Source organism: Prosthecobacter sp. (assembly GCF_044378005.1).
GTDB lineage: Bacteria > Verrucomicrobiota > Verrucomicrobiia > Verrucomicrobiales > Verrucomicrobiaceae > Prosthecobacter.
The window spans coordinates 41,902-62,355 of record NZ_JBILYB010000017.1 but is presented as its reverse complement, the minus strand read 5'-3'; the positions used below and the strand labels follow the sequence as shown (position 1 = coordinate 62,355).

At 59.9% G+C, this 20,454-nt stretch carries 14 protein-coding genes; 11 read left to right on the top strand and 3 right to left on the bottom strand.

Annotated elements, in window-relative coordinates:
* A partial coding sequence (locus tag AC6FTP_RS05885) for an ArsR/SmtB family transcription factor (RefSeq protein ID WP_497205974.1) occupies positions 1-323 on the bottom strand: 323 nt, incomplete at its 3' end.
* 554 nt (positions 324-877) lie between these two features.
* On the opposite strand from AC6FTP_RS05885, the gene AC6FTP_RS05880 reads away from it, so the two are divergent.
* Positions 878-1,057 carry a hypothetical protein gene (locus AC6FTP_RS05880; RefSeq protein ID WP_497205973.1) on the top strand — a complete coding sequence of 60 codons (180 nt, stop codon included), beginning with the start codon at positions 878-880 and terminating at the stop codon, positions 1,055-1,057.
* A gap of 10 nt (positions 1,058-1,067) precedes the next feature.
* On the opposite strand, the gene AC6FTP_RS05875 is transcribed toward AC6FTP_RS05880, so the two are convergent.
* Positions 1,068-1,193 (bottom strand): hypothetical protein, encoded by a 126-nt coding sequence (locus tag AC6FTP_RS05875; RefSeq protein WP_497205972.1) that lies wholly within the window; start codon positions 1,191-1,193, stop codon positions 1,068-1,070.
* A 65-nt stretch (positions 1,194-1,258) separates the two neighbouring features.
* The gene (locus AC6FTP_RS05870; protein WP_497205971.1) at positions 1,259-1,762 is read right to left on the bottom strand and encodes a LysR family transcriptional regulator substrate-binding protein; all 504 of its coding nucleotides are present in this window, start codon (positions 1,760-1,762) and stop codon (positions 1,259-1,261) included.
* A 144-nt stretch (positions 1,763-1,906) separates the two neighbouring features.
* On the opposite strand from AC6FTP_RS05870, the gene AC6FTP_RS05865 reads away from it, so the two are divergent.
* The 10 genes from AC6FTP_RS05865 to AC6FTP_RS05820 all read left to right on the top strand — a co-directional run bounded on the left by AC6FTP_RS05865 (position 1,907) and on the right by AC6FTP_RS05820 (position 20,427).
* Positions 1,907-2,611, top strand: coding sequence for a hypothetical protein (locus AC6FTP_RS05865; protein WP_497205970.1), 705 nt, complete (start codon positions 1,907-1,909; stop codon positions 2,609-2,611).
* Positions 2,518-3,276 (top strand): hypothetical protein, encoded by a 759-nt coding sequence (locus AC6FTP_RS05860; protein WP_497205969.1) that lies wholly within the window; start codon positions 2,518-2,520, stop codon positions 3,274-3,276. The genes AC6FTP_RS05865 and AC6FTP_RS05860 overlap by 94 nt, the downstream gene beginning before the upstream one ends.
* Before the next feature lie 38 nt (positions 3,277-3,314).
* Positions 3,315-4,328, top strand: coding sequence for a Gfo/Idh/MocA family protein (locus tag AC6FTP_RS05855; protein ID WP_497205968.1), 1,014 nt, complete (start codon positions 3,315-3,317; stop codon positions 4,326-4,328).
* A 175-nt stretch (positions 4,329-4,503) separates the two neighbouring features.
* Positions 4,504-7,455, top strand: a complete 2,952-nt coding sequence (locus tag AC6FTP_RS05850) for a DUF4838 domain-containing protein (protein WP_497205967.1) — start codon at positions 4,504-4,506, stop codon at positions 7,453-7,455.
* Positions 7,452-8,525 (top strand): sialidase family protein, encoded by a 1,074-nt coding sequence (locus AC6FTP_RS05845; RefSeq protein WP_497205966.1) that lies wholly within the window; start codon positions 7,452-7,454, stop codon positions 8,523-8,525. The genes AC6FTP_RS05850 and AC6FTP_RS05845 overlap by 4 nt, the downstream gene beginning before the upstream one ends.
* Positions 8,526-8,548: 23 nt before the next feature.
* Positions 8,549-11,863: a right-handed parallel beta-helix repeat-containing protein gene (locus AC6FTP_RS05840; RefSeq protein WP_497205965.1), complete on the top strand. Its 3,315-nt coding sequence runs from the start codon at positions 8,549-8,551 to the stop codon at positions 11,861-11,863.
* Positions 11,864-11,877: 14 nt separating this feature from the next.
* Entirely contained in the window at positions 11,878-13,128 is a 1,251-nt protein-coding gene (locus tag AC6FTP_RS05835; protein WP_497205964.1) for a dienelactone hydrolase family protein, read from the top strand.
* Between the two features lie 21 nt (positions 13,129-13,149).
* The gene (locus AC6FTP_RS05830) at positions 13,150-14,442 is read left to right on the top strand and encodes an MFS transporter (RefSeq protein ID WP_497205963.1); all 1,293 of its coding nucleotides are present in this window, start codon (positions 13,150-13,152) and stop codon (positions 14,440-14,442) included.
* 28 nt (positions 14,443-14,470) lie between these two features.
* Positions 14,471-17,467: a beta-galactosidase trimerization domain-containing protein gene (locus AC6FTP_RS05825; RefSeq protein WP_497205962.1), complete on the top strand. Its 2,997-nt coding sequence runs from the start codon at positions 14,471-14,473 to the stop codon at positions 17,465-17,467.
* Positions 17,464-20,427: a hypothetical protein gene (locus tag AC6FTP_RS05820; RefSeq protein ID WP_497205961.1), complete on the top strand. Its 2,964-nt coding sequence runs from the start codon at positions 17,464-17,466 to the stop codon at positions 20,425-20,427. The genes AC6FTP_RS05825 and AC6FTP_RS05820 overlap by 4 nt, the downstream gene beginning before the upstream one ends.
* Positions 20,428-20,454 lie beyond the last annotated feature (27 nt).

Below are 20,454 nucleotides of genomic sequence, written 5' to 3'. Positions count from 1 at the left end.
AATGTCCGCTGCGCGTTCCAGGCATCAGCCCCCAGCACCGAATCGCAGGCCGTGGAGAGGCCGAGGCCAATGCGTATCGAAGATATCAATCCTTGGAGCCTGCCAGGCACCCGGTAGAAGCAGAGCGCCTTGCGCCGCTCGACTTCGACCACGCCGGCTTCATGCAGAAGCTTCAGGTGATTCGAAAGGTTCGGCAACCGCAGTTCAAGGATTGCTGAAAGGTCACTCACGCACAGAGGCCGTTCGACGATGAGCGCGATGATCCTCCAGCGTGTGGGGTGAGCCAGGAGGCCAACGGGACGGAGTGTGGATCGGAGCGACATGAGGCAGATGCGAAGGCGGGGGCGTCAACTGAAACACTTCGAGAGCTCTATTCAGCAAAAGCTGAAATGCTGCGAACTCGGCGATCACCGATTGATAGCATCGGTGTTCATTGCTGGGCTTGGAGTTCACATTGGCCGCTGAGGAGCCGCATGGTCTGGCGGGAACATGTATCTCCGGTTCGCACAGCCCAGTCGTGTTTTCCCATCATTTCCACGTCTATGAGCTCGGGCTAAGCTCTCTGAGCCTGTTTGATAAATGCTGATAATCAATGGATTGCGACACAAAAACGAGCCACACTCAACACAGTCTCGGAACAAAAAAGTGGGAAACGAAAAAATTGCGTTCTCATGGAATTTGCGTGGTGGTGTGCGAACCCAGGGTCACAGACGCGCACGGAAAGAGAGTCCCCAGACTCGCATCGGCACGTGGCAGCCTGCCAAAGCAATTTCTAGCAAACGCATGAATAATGCATCATCACCTCCCTGTTAACGCCGCTGGCTCCAGTGCCATCCGCAGGGGGCAACGAAAGCATGAGCCCCGCCCTTCGCAAAAAATGCGCCCTGAGCTTCTCCATCCTCGTGAGCGTGGCATCAGCCGGAAATCCATCGGCAGGATCATAGGCGGCTTCATCTGCCTGATCATGCGTGAGCTACCGGACCACGAGGCCAACACGCGAGTGCTTGATGAGTTAAGCATAACCGATCCGCGAATGAAGGCCGTGGCGCTTGGCTGAACTTGTGGAGCTACATTTCACTCATGGCTTTCAGCACCATTTTCCGGAAGGCTTTCACATGCGGGAGTTCGTGGCGGCCTTTGCGTTGGAGGAGTGCGATTTCTTCGTGGCCGAAGAGGTTCGTGATGTCGTGCATGGTCAGTTCGGCTTCGCCAGCGGCTGGTTTGGGGAGCTTGGCGGCTTGAGCGCTGGTGCCGATGGCTATGCCGAAGCCGATGGCGACGTAGCTGAGCAGCAGGCCCGATTAGTGGCGGTCATGGTGACGTTCATGCGCTCGGCGAGATTGGCTTGCTCAAAGATGTGGCGGATTTGCCGATGCGAACTGGAGTCTTCAGCGCTGAGCACGAGCGGTTGTTTGACGAGGTCGGCCAAAGTGATGCGGCGGGCGGTGGCGAGCGGATGTGTCTTCTGGCAGATGAGGTGGAAGGGATAGCTCGCGGAAGGCCGGGCTTGGAACTGGGGCAGCGGGTCGTCGCCTTTGGCGATGCCAATGACGGCGATGTCAGCTTCGTCGTTTTCGATGACCGTCCGGGATGCGTGCGAGGGGCGGTCGATCAGCGTGAGATTCACGGTAGGATGTGCTTTGCGATACTGGATGATCGGCTTGCGCAACGCACCGGAAAGCATGGGCGCGGGTGCGACGACGGTGAGTGTGCGCGGTGTGGTGCGATGGCGGTCGGCAAACACCACGCGCACGAATGACATCCAGTTGTCCGCCGGCAAGACCTCGTGCGCCCGCCGCCCTGCAAGGCAGACCAGCAACGGTTTTAGCCGCAGCGTAAACGGCTTTTCCTTACTGTTGTCAGTAAAGATGTGAAATGCGGTGGGAGGCGGGTGTATTGCTCAGGCATGAAAACTCATCTCATCATCGTTGCCACGGGATGGCTCGCTCTGGCGTCAGCTTATTCCCAAATCATCGACGGACAGTTTCCCGTCACGTCGAATCTCAAGGTCGGCGTGGCGAAGGTGGACATCACACCGACGGATGTTGCGGGCATCACGGTCGTCGGACATCGGCGGGAGGTGACTGGCGTGCGTGATCCTTTGCGAGCAGGCTTGCTCATTCTCGACGATGGGGAGACGAAAGCGGCGATCGTGACGATGGATACCATCGGGGCGTGGGAGGACATGGTGGAGCTGGCACGAGCGGGCATTGAAAAGGAGACGGGCGTGCCGGCGGCGAACATCATGGTGACCGCGTCGCACAATCACTCAGGGCCGGGTTATGTGGAGAACTTGCGTTGGGCATCAGAGTTGATCAAGAAGCTCACGGCGGCAGCGAAGGAGGCGGCGGGAAACATGCGCACGGTGAGCATCGGATATGGCGAGGACGCCATCAGCTTTGGCATCAATCGACGGAAGACCTATGATGGCCGTGCGGTGGTGAGTTTGAATCCCGAGGGCCCAAATGATAAGCGCGTGAAGGTGCTGCGTTCGATGACGGCAAGTCACTCACACCGGTGGCGGTCATCATGCATGCGGTGTGTCATCCGTGCTTCTTCACCTGGGGCGACAAAGGATCGCAGCCTTATCCGAAAGGCTACCCGAAGATGACGGCGGACTTTCCTGGCGAGGCGCAGACGTTTGTCGAGAGTGTCTATGCGCAGAAGACGAGCGTGATGTTCATGCAAGGCTGCGCGGGCGACATTCGCCCGAACTTGCCGGGCTATCCGTATCGCTGTGCGGACGAGGCGGACATCCAATGGGCGGGGCGCGATCTCGGTGGAGCGGTGACGCGTGCGGCGGCATTCAGCGTCACGCGCGAGCAGTTGAAGAAGCGCGAGTCGTTCTACCAGATCCGTGTGGCGAGTGAGGTGATCGACTTACCGGGCAAGGAAGGCCCCGTGCCCTCGGAGCTGATGGCGATGAAGGTCGGGCCGTTCCTTTTTCTCACCATGCCCGGCGAGCCGATGGTCGAATACGGCTTCAAGCTGGAGAAGGCCATCGCAGATCGTGCGACGCCGATCATCGTCGGCTACTCGAACGGCAACATCGGCTACATCGCCACCGCCGATGCGCACAAGGTCGGCGGCTATGAGCCGAATCGATCCGTGCTGCCGCCAGAGGCCGAACCGATCATCCTGAAACAACTCGGGGCGCTGGCAGACCGCGTCGTCGGTGATGTCTTCGAGTCCTTTTCCAAGCATCCGAAGGACGTGATCAAACGCGAGGCGGAGGAGAAGGCGCGGCTGGATGCTGCCAAACCAACCAAGCCGTAGAAGCGTGAATCCCTGATTCAAGATCCACCTGCGCACGCATGAAACTCGCATTTATCGGACTCAAGGGACATGTCGGCACGGTGCTGGCGGGGGCTAAGTTGCTGGGCGATCTCGAAATCGTGGCGGTGGCGGAGGAGGATGCGGCGTTGATGGCTTCGCTGGTGAAGAAGGACGCGTTGCTGGCGAAAGCGCAGACTTATGAGCAGTGGCGGCATCTTGTGGAGCATACGATGATGGATGTGTGTTGCGTGGCGGGGGAGAGCGGCGGGCGCGTCGAACCGTTGCTGGCGCTGATGGAGCGCGGGGTGCATATCGTTTCGGAGAAGCCGCTGGTGACGACGCTGGCGGATCTGGAGAGGCTGCGGGCGGCGTTCGCGAAGTCGAAGTCGCAGCTCACGATGTTGCTGGAGCTGCGGCATCAGCCGAAAAATGCGCGGGTGCGCGAGATCATCCAGCGCGGGGACATCGGCGAGGTGTGTCAGGTGACGACGCAGAAGTCTTACAAGTGGGGCGAGCGGGCGGAGTGGTTCGGAAGCAGGGCGCGGCTTGGAGGCACGATTCCCTACATCGGCATTCATTCGCTGGACACGATCCGCTGGGTCACGGGGCTCGATTTCAATCACCTCGCGGCGATTCATGGCAAAATCGGACGGCCCGAGATGGGCGAGACGGAATGTCATGCCTCGGTGCTCGGGGAGTTGTCGAATGGCGCGTCGGTCACGGCGCGCATCGACTATCTGCGGCCTGCGAAAGCGGCGACTCATAGCGATGACCGGTTGCGTGTGGCCGGCACGAAAGGCGTCGTCGAGGTGAATGAAGGCGACGAGACGATCTCGCTCATCACGGGCGACAAGACGGAGCGCATTCCCTTTGGCGAGACGGAGAACTTGTTTGTCGAGTTCGTGAAGTTCCTGCGCGGCGGCGCGGTGCCGCGCATCACGGCGGATGATTGTTTCCGCAGCACCGAGATCGTGCTGCGGGCGCGCGAGGCGGCCGATGAAATGAAGATGATCGCGCTGCCACCGATGCGTCCGGTGCGCGGCTTGAAGTAATGCGCAAACTTGCTCTGACGCACTTAATTCCATGAAACACACACTCCTCACCGCCCTGCTGCTGACACCGTTGCGTGCCATCCAGCTTTAGCCTGCGCGTAAACGCTATTACGTAAATAGTCGGCAGAAGCTCGCGCAAAGGCGGGGGCTGCAGGTGTATTCATCTGGGACACTCATGAAACACACGCTCACACTCCTCACCGCCCTGCTGCTGTCTCCACTCGCCACGCTCCACGCTGCCGACGCCTTCCTCATCGAAGACGGCCAGCCGCGCGCTGAGATCATCATCAGCGATAAGCCGCAGCGCTCCACGCGACTCGCAGCGCAGGAGTTGCAGGATCAGATCGTGAAGATCAGCGGCGCACGGTTGCCCATCGTGACGCAGCCGACTGGCAAAGCAGTGAAGATCTTCGTCGGGGCCAGTGCGAAGTCGCCGATCAAAGCCGAGGGTCTTCAGCATGGCGCGTATCGCATCGCGACGGGTGCGGATTGGATGGTGCTCATCGGCGATGACAGCGACTTCACGCCCACTGCTCCATTTGCGCAGGGCAATGGAGACATCAAACGTGCGCAGGCGGAGTGGGAGAAACTGACGGTCTCGTCGTGGGGGATGCCGAATACGGGCTTGTATAAGAACCGGCTCAGGCTGCCGGGCGATGTCGGGAGGCCGGATGGTGCGGTCACGGCGAAGAATGAAACGCTCAATGTCTGGGGGCTCGATGAACGTGGGAGCTTCAATGCAGTGTGCGGCTTTTTGCACAAGCTCGGAGTGCGGTGGTATCTGCCCGGCGAACTGGGCGAGGTGATGCCTTCGATGAAGACAATCGCGTTGCCGAAGCTCGATGAAACCGTGCGTCCGGACTTCGCGCTGCGGCAGTTCAATTTCCGCTTCAGCACCGCCGGACCCGAGACGTCGAAGTGGGCGATGCGCCTCGGCACGCGCAATGACGACAAGCTGCAAATCGCTCACGGCATGGCGAACATGACGGGCAACGATGCGACCTTCGCCGCGCATCCGGAGTGGTTCGCGCTTTATGGCGGCAAGCGCCACTACACGCCCGGCTCTAGCAAGAATCAGCTTTGCTACTCCAATGAGGAACTCTTTCGCGAGACCGTGCGCTGGGCGCGGGCGCAGCTCGATACCTATAAGTTCGAAAGTGTCTCCATCATGCCGCCCGATGGCTACACTTCGATCTGCCAGTGCGAGAAATGCAAAGGCAAGGACTCGCCCGAGCGTAATGAGCGCGGGCTGCTCTCGGATTACGTGTGGGATTTTGTGAATCGCGTGGCGAAGGAAATCGCGAAGACACACCCGCAAGCGAAGGTGCTCAACTGCGCGTATGGCGTCTATACCTTGCCGCCGCTGAAGATCGGAAAACTCGAGCCGAATGTGGTCGTGTGCATCGTCGGCGGCCGCAGGCCAATGAACAAAGGCAGTGCGAAAACGGAAGGCGAGGCCGCTCCCGAGGCCCTGCGCGCCGCGTGGGTGCAGAAGACCGATAATCCCATCCTCAACTTCGAGAACTATCCCTTCACGGATCGCGGTTGGTATCTGCCAGCCTTTGCGCCGCACCCGATTGGCAACACCGTAAACGCCACCAAGGGCATGTCGCAGGGCGAGGACATCTGGCTCACCGTGCGCAACGATTTCGACAAGGTCGGCATCGGCTTCAATCACTTCCTCGTCTATTTCACCGCCCGCATGTATTGGGGCGGCAAGGACGCGGATGTCGATGCGATGTTCCGCGAGTATTGCCACCTCTTTTACGGCCCCGCCGAGCAGGAGATGCTCGCCTTTTTCACCTACTGCGAAGCGAATTGGGCCGCGATGGATGAAGACAAAACAAAGGCCGACACCGCGCTCGCACTTTTCGAGAAAGCGAAGGCCAAAGCCGATGCCGCGAGCGTCCATGGCAAACGCATCGCGCTCATCGACGACTTCCTCAAAGGCATCCGCATGAAGTCCGTCCAGCTCGGTCAAAAGCGCGGCCCTGTGCCCACCGTGCGACTCGTCGGCGATGCGACGGGCATCGTCATCGATGGCAAGCTCGACGACGCGTATTGGCAAAAGTGCCCCACTGCCGCCACGGGCAAGTTCCGCGAATTGCAGACCGGTCGCCAGCCCATCTTCGGCACCAGCTACAAAGCCGGATGGCAGGGCAACAGCGTCTGCTTTGCCATCCGCTGCGATGAACACCCCGGCGAAAAGCCGAACATCGCCGCGACGAAGAACGGCGATCAAGCGCTGTGGTATGGCGATGCCGTGGAGATCGAAATCGCCACCGAAACGCACTCCTACTACTCCATCGCAATTAGTCCTTCCGGTGCCGTCGTCGATCTCGATCGCGGCGCGCCGAGAGGCCAGTGGTTCGGCTGGGATGCGAAAGCAGAAGTCGCCACGCACATCGCCGATGACCATTGGACCGTCGAGATCCGCATCCCCGTCACGCAGGATGAAAACGATCCGCTGCATCAGGTCATCGGCCGCAAGCCCACGCAGAGCCTGCCCTGGCACATCAACCTCTGCCGCCAGCGCATCCGCGAAGGCGGCACCGAAGTCAGCGCCCTCGCACCCACCGGCACCGCTACCTTCCACGAGACGATGAAGTTCGCGCATTTCTACGATGGCCGTTCGCATCAGTTCGATGCCGATCCGACCGTCACCGATTTCGTCATCGCGCTGCGCGAAGCCGCGAAACTCCGCCAACCCGCCGAGTCGCTCCCTGTCTATCTCGCCCTGGGCGAAGGCAAGCTCACCGACATCCAAAAGTCCGCCGCCCTCGAACAAGCCGCCGCCGCCGCCGCCGCGCTCAAAGACTTCGCCCAAGCCGATGCCCTCGCCGCCCGCATCCCGATTCCCGCAGTGCAAAAGACCACGCAGATGCAAATCCTCCTCGCGCAAGCCAAGGCACCGCAAGTCGTCACGCAGTTTGCCAACGAAGACATCGCCAAGTGGCCCTTCTGGAAGCGCGGCGACGGCTACCTTCTGAGAGGCCGCGCCCACCTCATCACCAAGAACGCCAAGCAAGCCGAGTCCGACCTCACCCACGCCCTCGAATGGCTCAGCGACGACCGCTCCCGCAAATCTGCCGAACAAGGCCTTCAGTCGCTTCAATTGAAGAAATGAAAACCGCCCGCATGAAGCTCATCTCGCTGCTCCTCTGCGCCACAGCGCTCCTGCCTTTCTCCGCAGCATCCGCACAATCACTCGCGGCAGACATCCCGCGTCGGCTCATCGCCATCGACAACGTCTGCGCGTGGCCGAACCTCGTGAAGCTTGCGGACGGCACGCTCGTCGCCATCGTTTTCAATCAACCCAACCACGGTCGCACCGAGGGCGATGTGGATTGCTGGGGCAGTGCGGATGGCCTGTCTTGGAAGAAGCTCAGCACCATCACCCAGCATGAGCCGCAGACGAATCGTATGAATCACGCGGCGGGATTGAATGCCAACGGCGACCTCGTGGTGCTCTGCAATGGCTGGGACAAAGTCGCGCCGCAGCGCAATGCCGAGAGCCGCACCATTCAGACGGTTGTCTGTATTTCGCGTGATGGCGGCAGGACGTGGGAACAGGGCGGGCCCGTGTTGCCAAAGGACGAAGGCCTGTCGTGGCAGGTGCCGTTTGGCGACATCACCCAGGCGGCCAATGGTGATCTCGTGGCCAGCACCTACGCCTTCGGCAAAGGAGCCGGGAACATCTACGCCGCGCGCAGCAAGGATGGCGGCAAGACCTGGCCAGTCATAGCGCCCATCGTCAAAGACAAGCACTGCGAGTCTGCCATCCTGCACCTCGGCGGCGGCAAATGGCTGGCCGCGAGCCGACGCTTTGGCCTGCTCGATCTCGACCTCTTCGCCTCCGATGACGACGCGCTCACGTGGCATCACGTCACCACGCTGGACATCAAGCCCGTGTCTTCCGCGCATCTGCTCAAGCTCAGCGATGGCCGCGTGCTGCTATCCTATGGCAATCGCGCGCAAGGCAGCTATGGCATCGAGGCACGCACCACCTCGGACGGAGGACGCACATGGGGAAAACCACAGCAGTTGGTGCCGCTCGAAAAGAGCGACTGCGGTTATCCCGATGCCATCGAACTGCCCGGCGGACGAATCATCGTCGCCTATTACGCTGACCGCATCACCCAGCATCAGCGCTACCACATGGGTGTGATCAATCTGGCTATCGCTGAGTTGCACTAAAATCATCAATCACGTTTGAACGCATGAAGCACACACCAGCCCGCATCACCGCACTGCTCCTCCTTTCCACCACGCTGCACGCCACGGAGTTCTTCGTGAACAAACAAGGCCTCGACTCGAATGCGGGCACGAGCCGCGCGGCGGCGTTCCTCACGATTCAGAAGGGCGTGGATGCTTTGCAGCCGGGAGACACGCTCTCCATCGGGCGCGGCGAGTATGCGGAGGCGGTCGCGAGGAAGGGGCTCGGCAGTGCGGAAAAGGAGACGGTCATTCGCGCCGAGATGCGGGGCACGGTGTTGCTGCGCGGGGATGTGGATGCGCCGGTGTTCAAGCCTGTGCCTGGAACGCGCCAGACTTTCGCAGCGGATTTCAAGGTTTCGGTGCAGGCGGTGTATGAGGTCGATACCTGGTCGCGGCTTGGGGAGTGCGCGACTTTGGCCGAGGTGGAGTTTCAGCCGGGCAGCTACTTTTATGATGCGGCAGCGGGGCGGCTCTATGTTTCCAGCACGGACTTGCGCTCCGCAGAGCAGCATCGTTACAGCGTGCCGGTGCGGGGTCGTCACGGTCTGGAATTGGAGAAGCCGGTGCGCGTGGTGCTGGATGGCATCGCCGGGCGCGGGTGCGAGAGCAGCGGGATGGCCGACTCGCGGACCTTGTTTGGCACTTGGGGCATCATTTTCCTCGGTGCCCGCGACTGCATCATCCGCGACTGCACGGCTTTCCTGAATGGCGGCGGCATCTGCATCGCCAGCGAGGGCGAAGGGGGCAATCTGGTCGAGGGATGCACGGGCTATGGGAACAGCTCGCCGCACAACAGCTCCGAGTGCGCGGGTGTGCTGCTCTATGCGAGCAAAAATGATGTGGCGCGAAACTGCGTGGGCTATCGGTCCATCGGCGTGGGCGTGCGGATCTACGGGCTCACGGCTGAGCATGGTTTGCTCGATCACTGCCTGGGCTGGGGCAATGAAGGGCCGGATGTCGGCATCAAATCAGGCCGGGCAGAGACTTGCGCAACGAAGAACTCGGTGGGTCTCGGATACTTTCCGGTGCTCAATGTCTCGAACTCCATCCTCGGCAGCCAGAACATCTATGTGCCTGACGAAAAGATCACCAAAGACAACATCCACCTCAAAACCGAGCGACTGAATCTCGAGCAGGAGTTTGCGGACCCGCTGAACTTCGATTTTCGGCTGCAATCGACCTCCACGATGCGCAACTCGGCACCGGATGGAAAGGATCGCGGACCGTTTCCCTACCAAGCCAATGTGTTTTTCGTGAAGCCGACGGGCGATGACACGGCGGATGGCCTGTCGATGACGGGAGCCTGGAGAACGCTGGCCCGCGCAGCGCAGAATGTGCGTCCCGGTGATACGGTGTATTTTGAGTCGGGTGTCTATGACGGGCGGGTGACGATCCGCGCGGGAAAGGCGGGCGCTGCGCCGGTGGCATGGCGGGGGCGGGGAACGGGCAAGATCGTCATCACCGATGACCTCCAAATTGAAAACAGCGCGGGCGTCGAGTTTGAGCGGCTGCACTTTTCAGGAGCCGTGACCGCCAGCGCGAGTGAGGGCGTGCGCTTTCACAACTGCCGATTCACGGGCAAAGACACCAGCCTGTCTGCCAGCAAGGTCGCAGCCTTGAAGGTCACTCACTGCGAGTTCACCGGGTTTGCCGGGGCGGCACTCCGTCTCGACGAATGCCAGCAAGCGCACCTCAGCAGCAATCTATATGACAACCGAACCGCGCCCGCGGTCGAAATTCGCGGTGGCACGCCACTCGATCGCGCGATCCGATACAGCGACTACCACAGCTACGCCGACGCAACGCGTGCCTGGAAAATCGCGGACGCCGTGGGGACCCTGGCCCAGGTCCAGCAGACGCAGGACACTTACTCGCACGTCGCCGCACCGCTTTTCGCGATCCAGGACGGCACGGCCACTTTGACAAACCCCGCACCCTTCATGGGCCTCGGCGCACTCGGTCAGAGCATCGGGTTTCATCAGGACCGCATGTCGAACACGCTGGAGATGACCGCGCCGGTGCTGCACTCGGTGGGCACGACGACGGCGAACATCGAATGGCACGTCACCCACGGCGCCGCCTGCGAAGTGGCCTGGGGCGACACGCCGGAGTGCGCGAATCGCGTGAAGTTCCACGTTGGAGTCACCACCGACAATCACCGGAGCTTCAGCCTCACGGGATTGCAGCCGGGCAAGACCTACCACTTCCGCATCGTCGCCCTCTCCGCGGCGAATCCGTTTGATGGCAAAGGCAAGCCCGAGGTCATCGATCCGCAATACGGTGCGATCTCCTTCACCACCGAGCGCGAGCAACCCGCCGCGAACACCTACTACGTGGCGACCGATGGCGATGACGCGAACTCCGGCCTGGAGCGCGGCCGGGCGTGGCGCAGCGTCGGCCACGCGGCCTCTCGCATCCGCGCCGGAGATACGGTCTTGATCGCCGGCGGCACCTATTTGGAAAAAGTGCGCGTGCGCGTCTCCGGCGACAAGGGGTTGCCGATCCGCTTCAAGTCCATGCCGGGAGAAAAAGTCATCTTTGATGGCAACGAAAGACGCATGGATGCCGCCTGGGTCATCAATGGCAAAACGAACATCGAGCTGGACGGCATTTACTTCCGGCAGATCGGCCTGCAAGGCGGCGGCAACAGCGGGTCGCGCGTGATCAATGTCAGCCACAGCACCGATGTCAGCATCCGCCGCTGCCTTTGGGATGGATACGGCAAGGGTTACGCGCCGGGCTTTGTCTGTGCGTGGAACAGCGGGAATCTCCGCATTTCAAACTGCGTCATCGCCCGTGGATTCGATGGCTTGGAAGTCACGAGCTGTCCTGGTTTCATCCTCGAAAACAATGTCTTTGTCGGCAACCTCATCCAGGCCACCAAACTCGCCACCAAGGCCACGGTAAGGAACAATATTTTCTCCGACAGCATCCCCACCAAGGTCAAAGTGCCTCTGCAGCAGTATGGTGCCCAGGACGGCATCGAGGACCGCAACAACTGCTACTTCCTCCGTGCATCCGACGATGAACGCCAGCTCTTCTGGGTGCTCAACTTTTCCGAAGGCGGCAAAAACCTCGGCCATACTCGCATGAGTCTGGCGGACTACGACCGGCGCGTCCGCCCCACGGGTTCGATCATCGCCGATCCGCAGTTCCCCGCGATCCAGAAACTCGATCCCGCCAAGGTCGCGAAGTTCCCCATCGACTCGATCGCCAGCCCCTTCGACTTCCAGGATGTCTTCGCCACGAACCCCGAAGTCATCAAACGCGGCATGGGCCTGCAACCTGAAGCGTTTGCGGACATGATCAAGAAGTAGAAATCGCGCCATTTATGAACACTCGCCGCCAATTCATCGCCTCCGCTGCCGCCTCCGCTGCCGCCTCCGCTGCGAGCACAGGTGCGCTCGCCGCCGATCCAAAAGCCGCGACGAATAACAGCATCTCGCTTTCGGGGAGAAACGGACCGGAGTTTGGCTCCTTGAGCGCGGTAATCCAGAATCTCAAGGGCGGGCCGGATCTTCCGTTGTCGTTTCTGCACCGCGATCACCAAGACCTCGCGGCATGGAAGGCCAAAGGTCGCGCGAAGATGTTGGAACTGCTGCAATACGCGCCCGCGAAGTGCGATCCGAATGCGGAAGTCTTCTCCCGAAAGGACTGCGGCGACTACATCCGCGAGGAAGTGCGCTTCAACACCACCCCAGTGTTTCGCGTGCCGGCGACCGTGTTGATTCCAAAGAACGCCACGCTCCCCGCGCCCGCCGTCGTCGCGCTGCATTCCCACGGCGGCTACTACATGTGGGGCCGCGAGCGCGAGGTCGAAACGAGTGATGCGATTCACCCGACGCTCAGAAACATGCGCGAGGTCGGCTACGGCGGCAAAGCCTACGGCATCGAGTTGGTTCGGCGCGGTTACGTGGTCATCGCCATCGACATGTTTTACTGGGGCGAGCGCCGCGTGGTGCTCGACGATGATCCACCCGAGTGGAAAGCTCGCTCGCTCACGCTCAGCGATGAGCAGGTGAAGGCCTATCACAACCGCTGCAATCGCGATGAGGAAATCATGGCGAAGACCTTGTATTGCGCCGGAGTGAGTTGGACGGGAATCATCGCGTGGGACGACATCCGCACCGTCGACTACCTCGTCACCCGGCCCGAGGTGGACCCGAACCGCATCGCATGTGTCGGCCAAAGTGTCGGCGGCCTGCGCAGCTCCTATCTCGCCGCGCTGGACGATCGCATCAAGGTGGCCGTCGTGAGCAGTTGGATGTGCTCATTTCCCAATCAGCTCGAGGCTCACATCCGCGGCATCGGCTTCACCAAGATCATCCCCGGCATCTATCACCACATGGATCATCCCGACATCGCCTCCCTCGCGATGCCCAAGCCGCTCATGGTCATCAACGGCTCACAAGACCGCCTCTTCGAACTCGCAGGAGTCCACGCCGCGCACGAGAAACTCGCCCAGTGCTACGCTAAAGCCGGAGTGCCTGAGCACTTCAAGAGCATCATCGAAGACGCACCACACCAATTCAACGCTGAACGCCAGGCGGACGCTTGGGCGTGGTTTGAGAAGTGGGTTTGATTTAATACACTCGCACCATTCATGACTCATCCCAACACACCCACGACCATCCGCCATCGCATCATCGGCGTCACGATGCTGATGGCGTTCATCCTGTATCTCGACCGTATCTGCATGGGCGAGATCGTGAAGTCGATGTCGTTCAACAAGGATCTCGCCCTGTCGCAGGAGCAGATCGGTCGCATCCTCAGCGCGTTCTTCTTCACCTACGCTTTGTTTCAAGTGCCTGCCGGCTGGGCGAGCGATCGTTTCGGCGCACGGCCCATGCTGACGCTCTACATCGTGCTGTGGTCGCTTTGCACCATGCTCACGGGTTTCATGACGGGCTTTGCCGGACTGCTCATCGCACGACTGTTGTGTGGCATTGCCGAGTCGGGTGCGTATCCCACGTCGATAGCCTTGGTCCGCAAATGGATTCCCCTCACTGGTCGTGCGCGTGCCAGCGGCATGGTCGCTTTGGGCGGTCGCATCGGCGGCACGCTGGCACCGTTTTTGACGATCTGGATGATCGTGACGATGGGAAACTGGCGCACCTCGTTATGGATTGATGGTGCGGTCGGTCTCATCATCGCGCTGGTGTTTTGGAAAACGGTGCGCTCGAATCCACAGGAGCATCCGCAGGTGAATGCGGCGGAGCTGGCGCTCATCGGCAGGCCGGAGATCGAGAAGCCCCTGAGTGCGCGTGAACTCAAGTGTGCGCTGTGGAGCTTTAGCAAAAGCACCAGCTTGTGGTGCAACTCCGCCGCTCAAATGCTGCAAAACATCGGCTGGGGCTTCCTGGTGACCTGGCTGCCGACTTACCTCGTCAAAGAGCGCGGCGTGGGCGAGATCGAAGGCGGCAAAATGCTCACCTATGTGCTCGCGTTCGGCATGGCAGGCCAGATCGCCGGTGGTTACTACTGCGACTGGGCCACGCGTCGTTTTGGCCTGCGTGCGGGCCGCTTGCTGCCCATGACAAGCTCCATGTTCGTCTGCGCTGCGGCCTACATCTGCTGCCCGTTCGTCGAATCCACCTGGATGCTCGTTGCCTGCTGCGCCGTCGTTTCTTTCTGCACCGACCTCGCCAATCCCGCTGTGTGGTCCTTCATGGGCGATGTCGGCGGACGCGCCACCGCAGCCGCCGGAGGTTGGGGAAACATGTGGGGCAACTTTGGTGCCAGTGCCGGTGCCTTGCTCGTGCCCTGGCTCATGAAAATCGGCGGCGGTGATGGCAAAATGCTCGTCTTCTTCACGCTCGCCGGTGCCTTCGTTCTGGCAGGTCTCATCATTCTGCCAATGGATGCGACGAAGAAGCTTATCGCCGATGAACCTTGAAGCTTGATAAGGCCCAACCACTCTACCCATGACCTCAAAACTCCGCGCTTCGATCTCTTTGGCACTGTTGTTCTCGACCATCGTTTCAGCGGGTGAAGTCTTCATCGAAGCGGAGTCATTCAAAACAACGGGAGGATGGACAATTATTGAAGGAGCGGAGGCGAAGGCGGCTTCGGGGCTGGCGATGCTCGGTGGTGCTGGCGGTGCGAAGGATGGCATCGCGACGACGACGGTGAGCATCAAGGACGCGGGGCATTATCATTTGTGGGTGCGCTACAGCAGTCATCCGAAGTGGCGTGGGCCGTTTCATGTCACGGCGATGACTGGAGACCGTGTGCTGGGTGATGCGCTGTTCGATACGGAATTTGCAGGCCAGCGCACGAAGCCAGATCCAGTGTGGAAGTCCTTTGAACTCGATTTGCCGGAGGGCGAGGTGACGTTGAAGCTTGGCAAGCACCAGAACCTCAACTCAGGCGGTGCGTCACGGCAGATTGATTGCCTGCTTCTCACCATGGATGGAAAACTGGTGCCCAATCACCTGCACTTTGGCGCGCAGACGTTTGTGCGGGTCACGTTGGGCGATGGCTACGAGAAACCAGCTTACATTCACATTTTCGCGGATCACTTTCATGCGCCGTGGTATGATCATTACTCGCTGGGTCGCTCAGGTGCGGTGGCGAGTGTGACCGTCAAAAAGCAAGACCTTCTGAAGTCCGGTGAGAGCACGGCGTGGTGCAACCTCACGCCAACAATCTACCAGGATTCCGGCGCGATGCTGCACATCACGGCGCGACATGCCTACACTGAGTATGCGGAGCGTTTGCGGGCTACGTTCGAGTTTGCCACCGCACCGGAAGAGAAGGCCATCGTGCGCACGATGAAGTTTGATAACAAACCCGGCACCGTGGGCATCTTCATGCCGCCGAATCTGCTTACGGCGGAGAATCTGGCCTTGATGAAAACGGATGCCGAGATCGCCGAGGCCACGGGAAAACTGGCCGATGCTCATGCGTGGCCGACTCACGGCAAGCTATTGTCTAAGTTTCCCTTCTTCGTGAGCGCCAGCATCGACAATAGTTTCACGCCGCCCAGTGAGGCGGTGAGAGCACGCGAGCAGAAGACGCTCGACTACTTCGGCTTTACCTCGAGCCATCTGCGGCACATCGGTGGTGCGTGGTTGATGAAGGACAAGTCGTTCTGTAACCCTGATGTCGAGAAGATGCGCGCCAAGCTTCAGCAAGCGGCGGCAGGATTCAAAAAAGAGGGCGGCAAGGTCGAAGACATCGTCTTTTGCGAGCTGACGGATGAACCCACGGGTCAAGCGCTCGATTTCATCTCAAAGGAGCCATCCTACGCGGAGCCGTTTCGAGCGTGGCTGAAGAAATTGGGCAAAACGCCTGCGGATCTGCTGGTGAAGGACTGGGACGCCGTGAAGATCGTCACGCGTGAGCAACGTGCCGAGTCGCCAGCGCTCTACTATTACTCGCAGCGCTTCCGCACGCGGGCTTTGGGCGATTTTATGGCCACGCAGGGCACGATGGCGAAGGAGATCTATGGCGGCGACTTTCCTGTGTTGGCCAATTTTAGCGATGGTGCTGTGTATGGTGCCAACTTTTATATCCAGGGCGTGGATTACTTCGAGCTTCTCGATTCACCGGATCAAAACGCCATCTGGGGCGAGGATTGGGCGAACGGCTCGTCATCGTATCAATGCGCCTCTTTCAACATCGACCTCATGCGTGCGGCCACACGCGAGCGCGGACAACTCATCGCGCATCACCTCGTCTCTCACGCGAATCGCAAGGCCTGGGACATTAAATTGAAGGCGACGAGCGAAGTGGCTCGAGGTGTGAAAATCTTCAACAATTTCAGCTACGGACCGACCTGGGCCACGCACGAAGGCGGGCCGTATTGGCGCTCACATGTGTGGCAGGGCAAGCCCGAGACCTGGACCGCCAATGCAGCGATCACGCGAGAAATCGGTGCGGTGGAGGACATCGTGCTCGGTGCCATGCCAGCGCCCGCCAAGGTCGCGCTGCTCTACAGCACCGCGAGTGACGTGTGGACGGTGGAGGAAACCAACGCGTATGGCTTTGACCGCATGCACACCTGGATGGCGCTCTCTCACGCGCAAATGCCCGTGGACATCGTATCCGAGCAACAAGCGGAGCGTGACATACTCGATGCCTACCGCGTCTGCTACCTCAGTGGCCCCAATCTCACCCTCGCCGCCGCCACGAAGCTAAAACAGTGGGTGAAAAACGGCGGCACGCTCTGGCTCACTGCCGGTGCCGCATCGCGCGATGAGTTCAATCGCCCTCTGCACGTGCTGGACGACATTTTGCCCGCCACTCGGAGTGAAGTGGTGCCCTTGCAGGCCTTTGTAGCATCGGGGCGCTACTTGAACACCCTCGCAGCCAAAGACGAAGTTCAATGGGAAGGCGGCAAGGCGTCTGTGCTCGCGATCAAGCAGCCACTGACTGCCACAGCTGGCTCCACCACGATCGCCAAGTTCAAAGACGGCAGCGCAGCGATGGTGCGCGGCAGTGTAGGCCAAGGACAGATCACCTGCTGCGGTTTCTTGCCTGCCTTGAGCTACATCAAGTCCGCTCTCGATGCCCGCGCGGCCCTGCAAAAGAAGATCGATGACAAAACCACCCTCACCGCAGACGAGCAGCATGATTCCAAACTCATCGAGCGCAGCTACAACCCGTGGAAGTTCCCCTCCGACCTGCGCGACCTCATCCTCACGCCCACGGCGAAAATCACGAAGCCGATCCTCTGCGATCACGCCCTCGTTGATGCCGTCTTTATGCCGCATGAGAAGGGAATCGTCATCCCGCTCGCCAACTACACGCTGGAGCCGATCCAGAAGCTCACGCTCACGATCAATGTGCCACGCACAATTGCCAAAGCTGAGTCAGCGACTCATGGCGAGATCGCCTTCAAGCAAACAACACCCACGACCGTCGAGTTGTCGCTGCCGCTCGATAACAATGACTTCGTGAAGCTGCTGTTCCCATGAAACTCTTTCACATCATCATCGGCTCACTCTTCATCTGCGCGTTCCTGCAAGCAGCTGACCCGCTACAACCGCGCAAAGGTGAAGCGCCTGCGTCGGGGCTTTATGTGCCGGTGAGCGTGGATGGCTATGCGAGTGACAAATCGGGTGCTGGATTTACCGAATCGCATGTCACGGTCGCAAATGTGCCGTTTGATCTCGTGACGAAGGCAGGCGCGGATAACTTCTTTTTGAAATCAGCGGCATGGCCTGACTGGAAGGAGGACCCGAGCAAGTATTACGCGGACTATGACAAGGGACCTGCAGTGGCAGGCGATCCGCAGCGGCCGATGTTCAAGGTGCCGGTCGCGGATTACAGCGCGGTGTATTTGTTGGCGGCTTGCGACAATGATCGTGCGCTGTCGAATGTGGTGAGCTTTCGCATCGGCGCGATGGATGGAGCGCGGCGGCTGACGTTGCATGATTTCTCGGTCAAAGTGCCGCGCTTCGATGAAGCCAAGGCTCCAGGGATCAGCACGGTCATCGCGACACCGGCGGGGAATGTGTTCTTGATCAAAGTGCCGCTGGGTTTGGCCATGGCACAGGATTTCACGGATGAATGGGCGCTGGATGTGGAGGTGACAAAGGAACTGCAATTGGCGGTGCGTGCGCCTGATCCCTGTCGGTTCAATTACCGGCCCATCGGTCCGCCGAGTGGTGTGCATGTGTTTGGCATGACCTTCGCACGCTCGCCGGTGCAGATGAAGGTGACGAGTGATGAAGTCGGCCATGTGTTTGTGGAGCCGCAAAAGGCCACGTTTCATGTCGATCTCCGCGGAGTGGGGCGAGTGAATAACAAACTGACGCTCGAAGCCACGGCGACCGCTTTCGATGGCGAGACGGTCACGGCGACCACCGAGGAGTTTGAGATGGTGGTGGGTGTGCAGGTGCGCAAAGACATCACGCTGCCAGTGAAGCGTCGTGGCTATCACGAAGTGCGCATCCGGCTCATGAATAGCCGCACGGAGGTGCTGCGGCGTGAGACGACCTTCGCCATGCTTCCGCCCGATACACGCAAGCATCGCGATGAGTCGCCTTTTGGCACCTGGGACTTCGGTGGCGCACATTTCACGCCGAGCGATCCCGATGTGGTCGGACCGCTCTATGTGAAGGCGGGCCTGCGCTATGGTATGTTCAACTACAGCGCCGATGCGCGGAAGAAATACGGCGTGCTGAACGGCCACGAGCCCAAGAGCGCGGACCTGCTCGCAAAGAAGACAGCCGATGACCCGCTGATGCCGCAGAAGGTGCTCATTTTTCACGAGCACGCCATCAGCGGCCCACACATCATCCGCACACCGGATGTTTTCACTGGTCGCCCGGCCTATAAAATGGATGCCACGGAGCAGACGAAGTTTGATGCGATGTGGAAGGAAGCACTCGACACCGCCAAGGCCACGCGAGCGCAGTCCCCGCAGGCCAAACTGGCCTTTGGCAATGGCAATCCGCATCTCATGGAGGAGTTCGCGCGGCACAAGTTCCCGACCGAGTTGTTCGACTCACGCGGCAACGAAGCGGGCAGTTTCATGCGCATGCCGGAGACGCAGCCGCTCGACTTCGTGGCAAACAACGCCAGCCTCTGGATGGATCGCCAAATCCTCGATCACTACGGCTATAAGGACAAGCCCATCACCCAATGCTACGAGGTCTGCTACCCCAGCACGAACCCCGGCAATCTCTCGCTCAAGACGCAAGCCAGCTACTACGTGCGGCACATGATTCACTCGCTTGTGTGGGGCATTCCGGTCATTCGTCCATCGTGCATCTGTGATGTGGGCAACTCCTATCAGTTCAGCAACTGGGGCTCCTGCGGTCTCTGCTTTGCCAAGCCTGAACTTTCGCCCAAACCCTCGTATGTCGCGATGGCAACGCTCACGCGGCAACTCGATGGTGCCAAGTTTAGCCGCATCATCGACACGGGTTCGCCGGTGGTCTATGCGGTGGAGTTTGCGAAGAGGGAAGGTGGTTTTGTCACGGTGGCTTGGACGTTGAGGGGAAAGGCTGGTGTCACCTGTCGTTCGATTAATTCGGTGACCGACGTTATGTCCAATGAAGTTGGATTCATGATCGATTTGGGGGCCGCGATGATCGAACTTTCGCCTGATCCAATTTTCATCAATAGCCACGATCCAATCACCAAACTTGGCGTCATCAAAAGTCTTCACGAAAGCAGACCGAAAGTTAAAGCCACCCCGATCTCCAATCTCGCCAAGCTCACCGACTGGCAAATCGAGCCCGCGCCGAACACTGAACTCGAATGGTTCAACTTCGAGTGTCCACGCCGCAAAGGGAACTTTGAGTTCGCGGAGGTGGCTGAGTTTGAAGGCGAGAAGCAAGTCCTCAGCGTGAAGCCGAAGCTGCCCGTCGCGGGTTCACCGCACTTGCCGATGTATTCGGTGCTGAGCTTAAAGAACCCCATCGAACTCCCCGGCAAGCCCACCGAGATCGGCCTCATGGTGAACGGCAACGGCGGCTGGGGTCGAATCATCTTCGAGCTCACCGACGCCAGCGGTCAGCGCTGGACCAGCATCGGTGCCGCGATGAAGGGCGAGGCCACGCGTTGGATGGCCGATTGGATGAGCGAGAAGGAACTTGCCGCGATGAAGACGATGAAGGTCAGCGATTGGAACACCAACGACGTCTGGCAGCGCAGTCGCATCAACTTTGAAGGCTGGCGTTACCTGAAGTTTCCGCTCCCCGGTCAATACGACGGCGAAGGCTATCACTGGCCTGCAAACTGCAATTGGAAGTCCACTGGCGATGGCGTGGTAAAGTATCCGCTCACCTTCACCAAGCTCATCATCGAACTGCCAGAGAAGGTCTTGTATCTGAACAAAATGATCACCGTCCCACGCACCGAAGTGTATTTGAAAGGCTTGCAAGCAACCTATGAATCACCCGACAAGGCTTTCGCCGCCCCATAGCGTAGCATAGGCTTTCTAGCCTGTGCC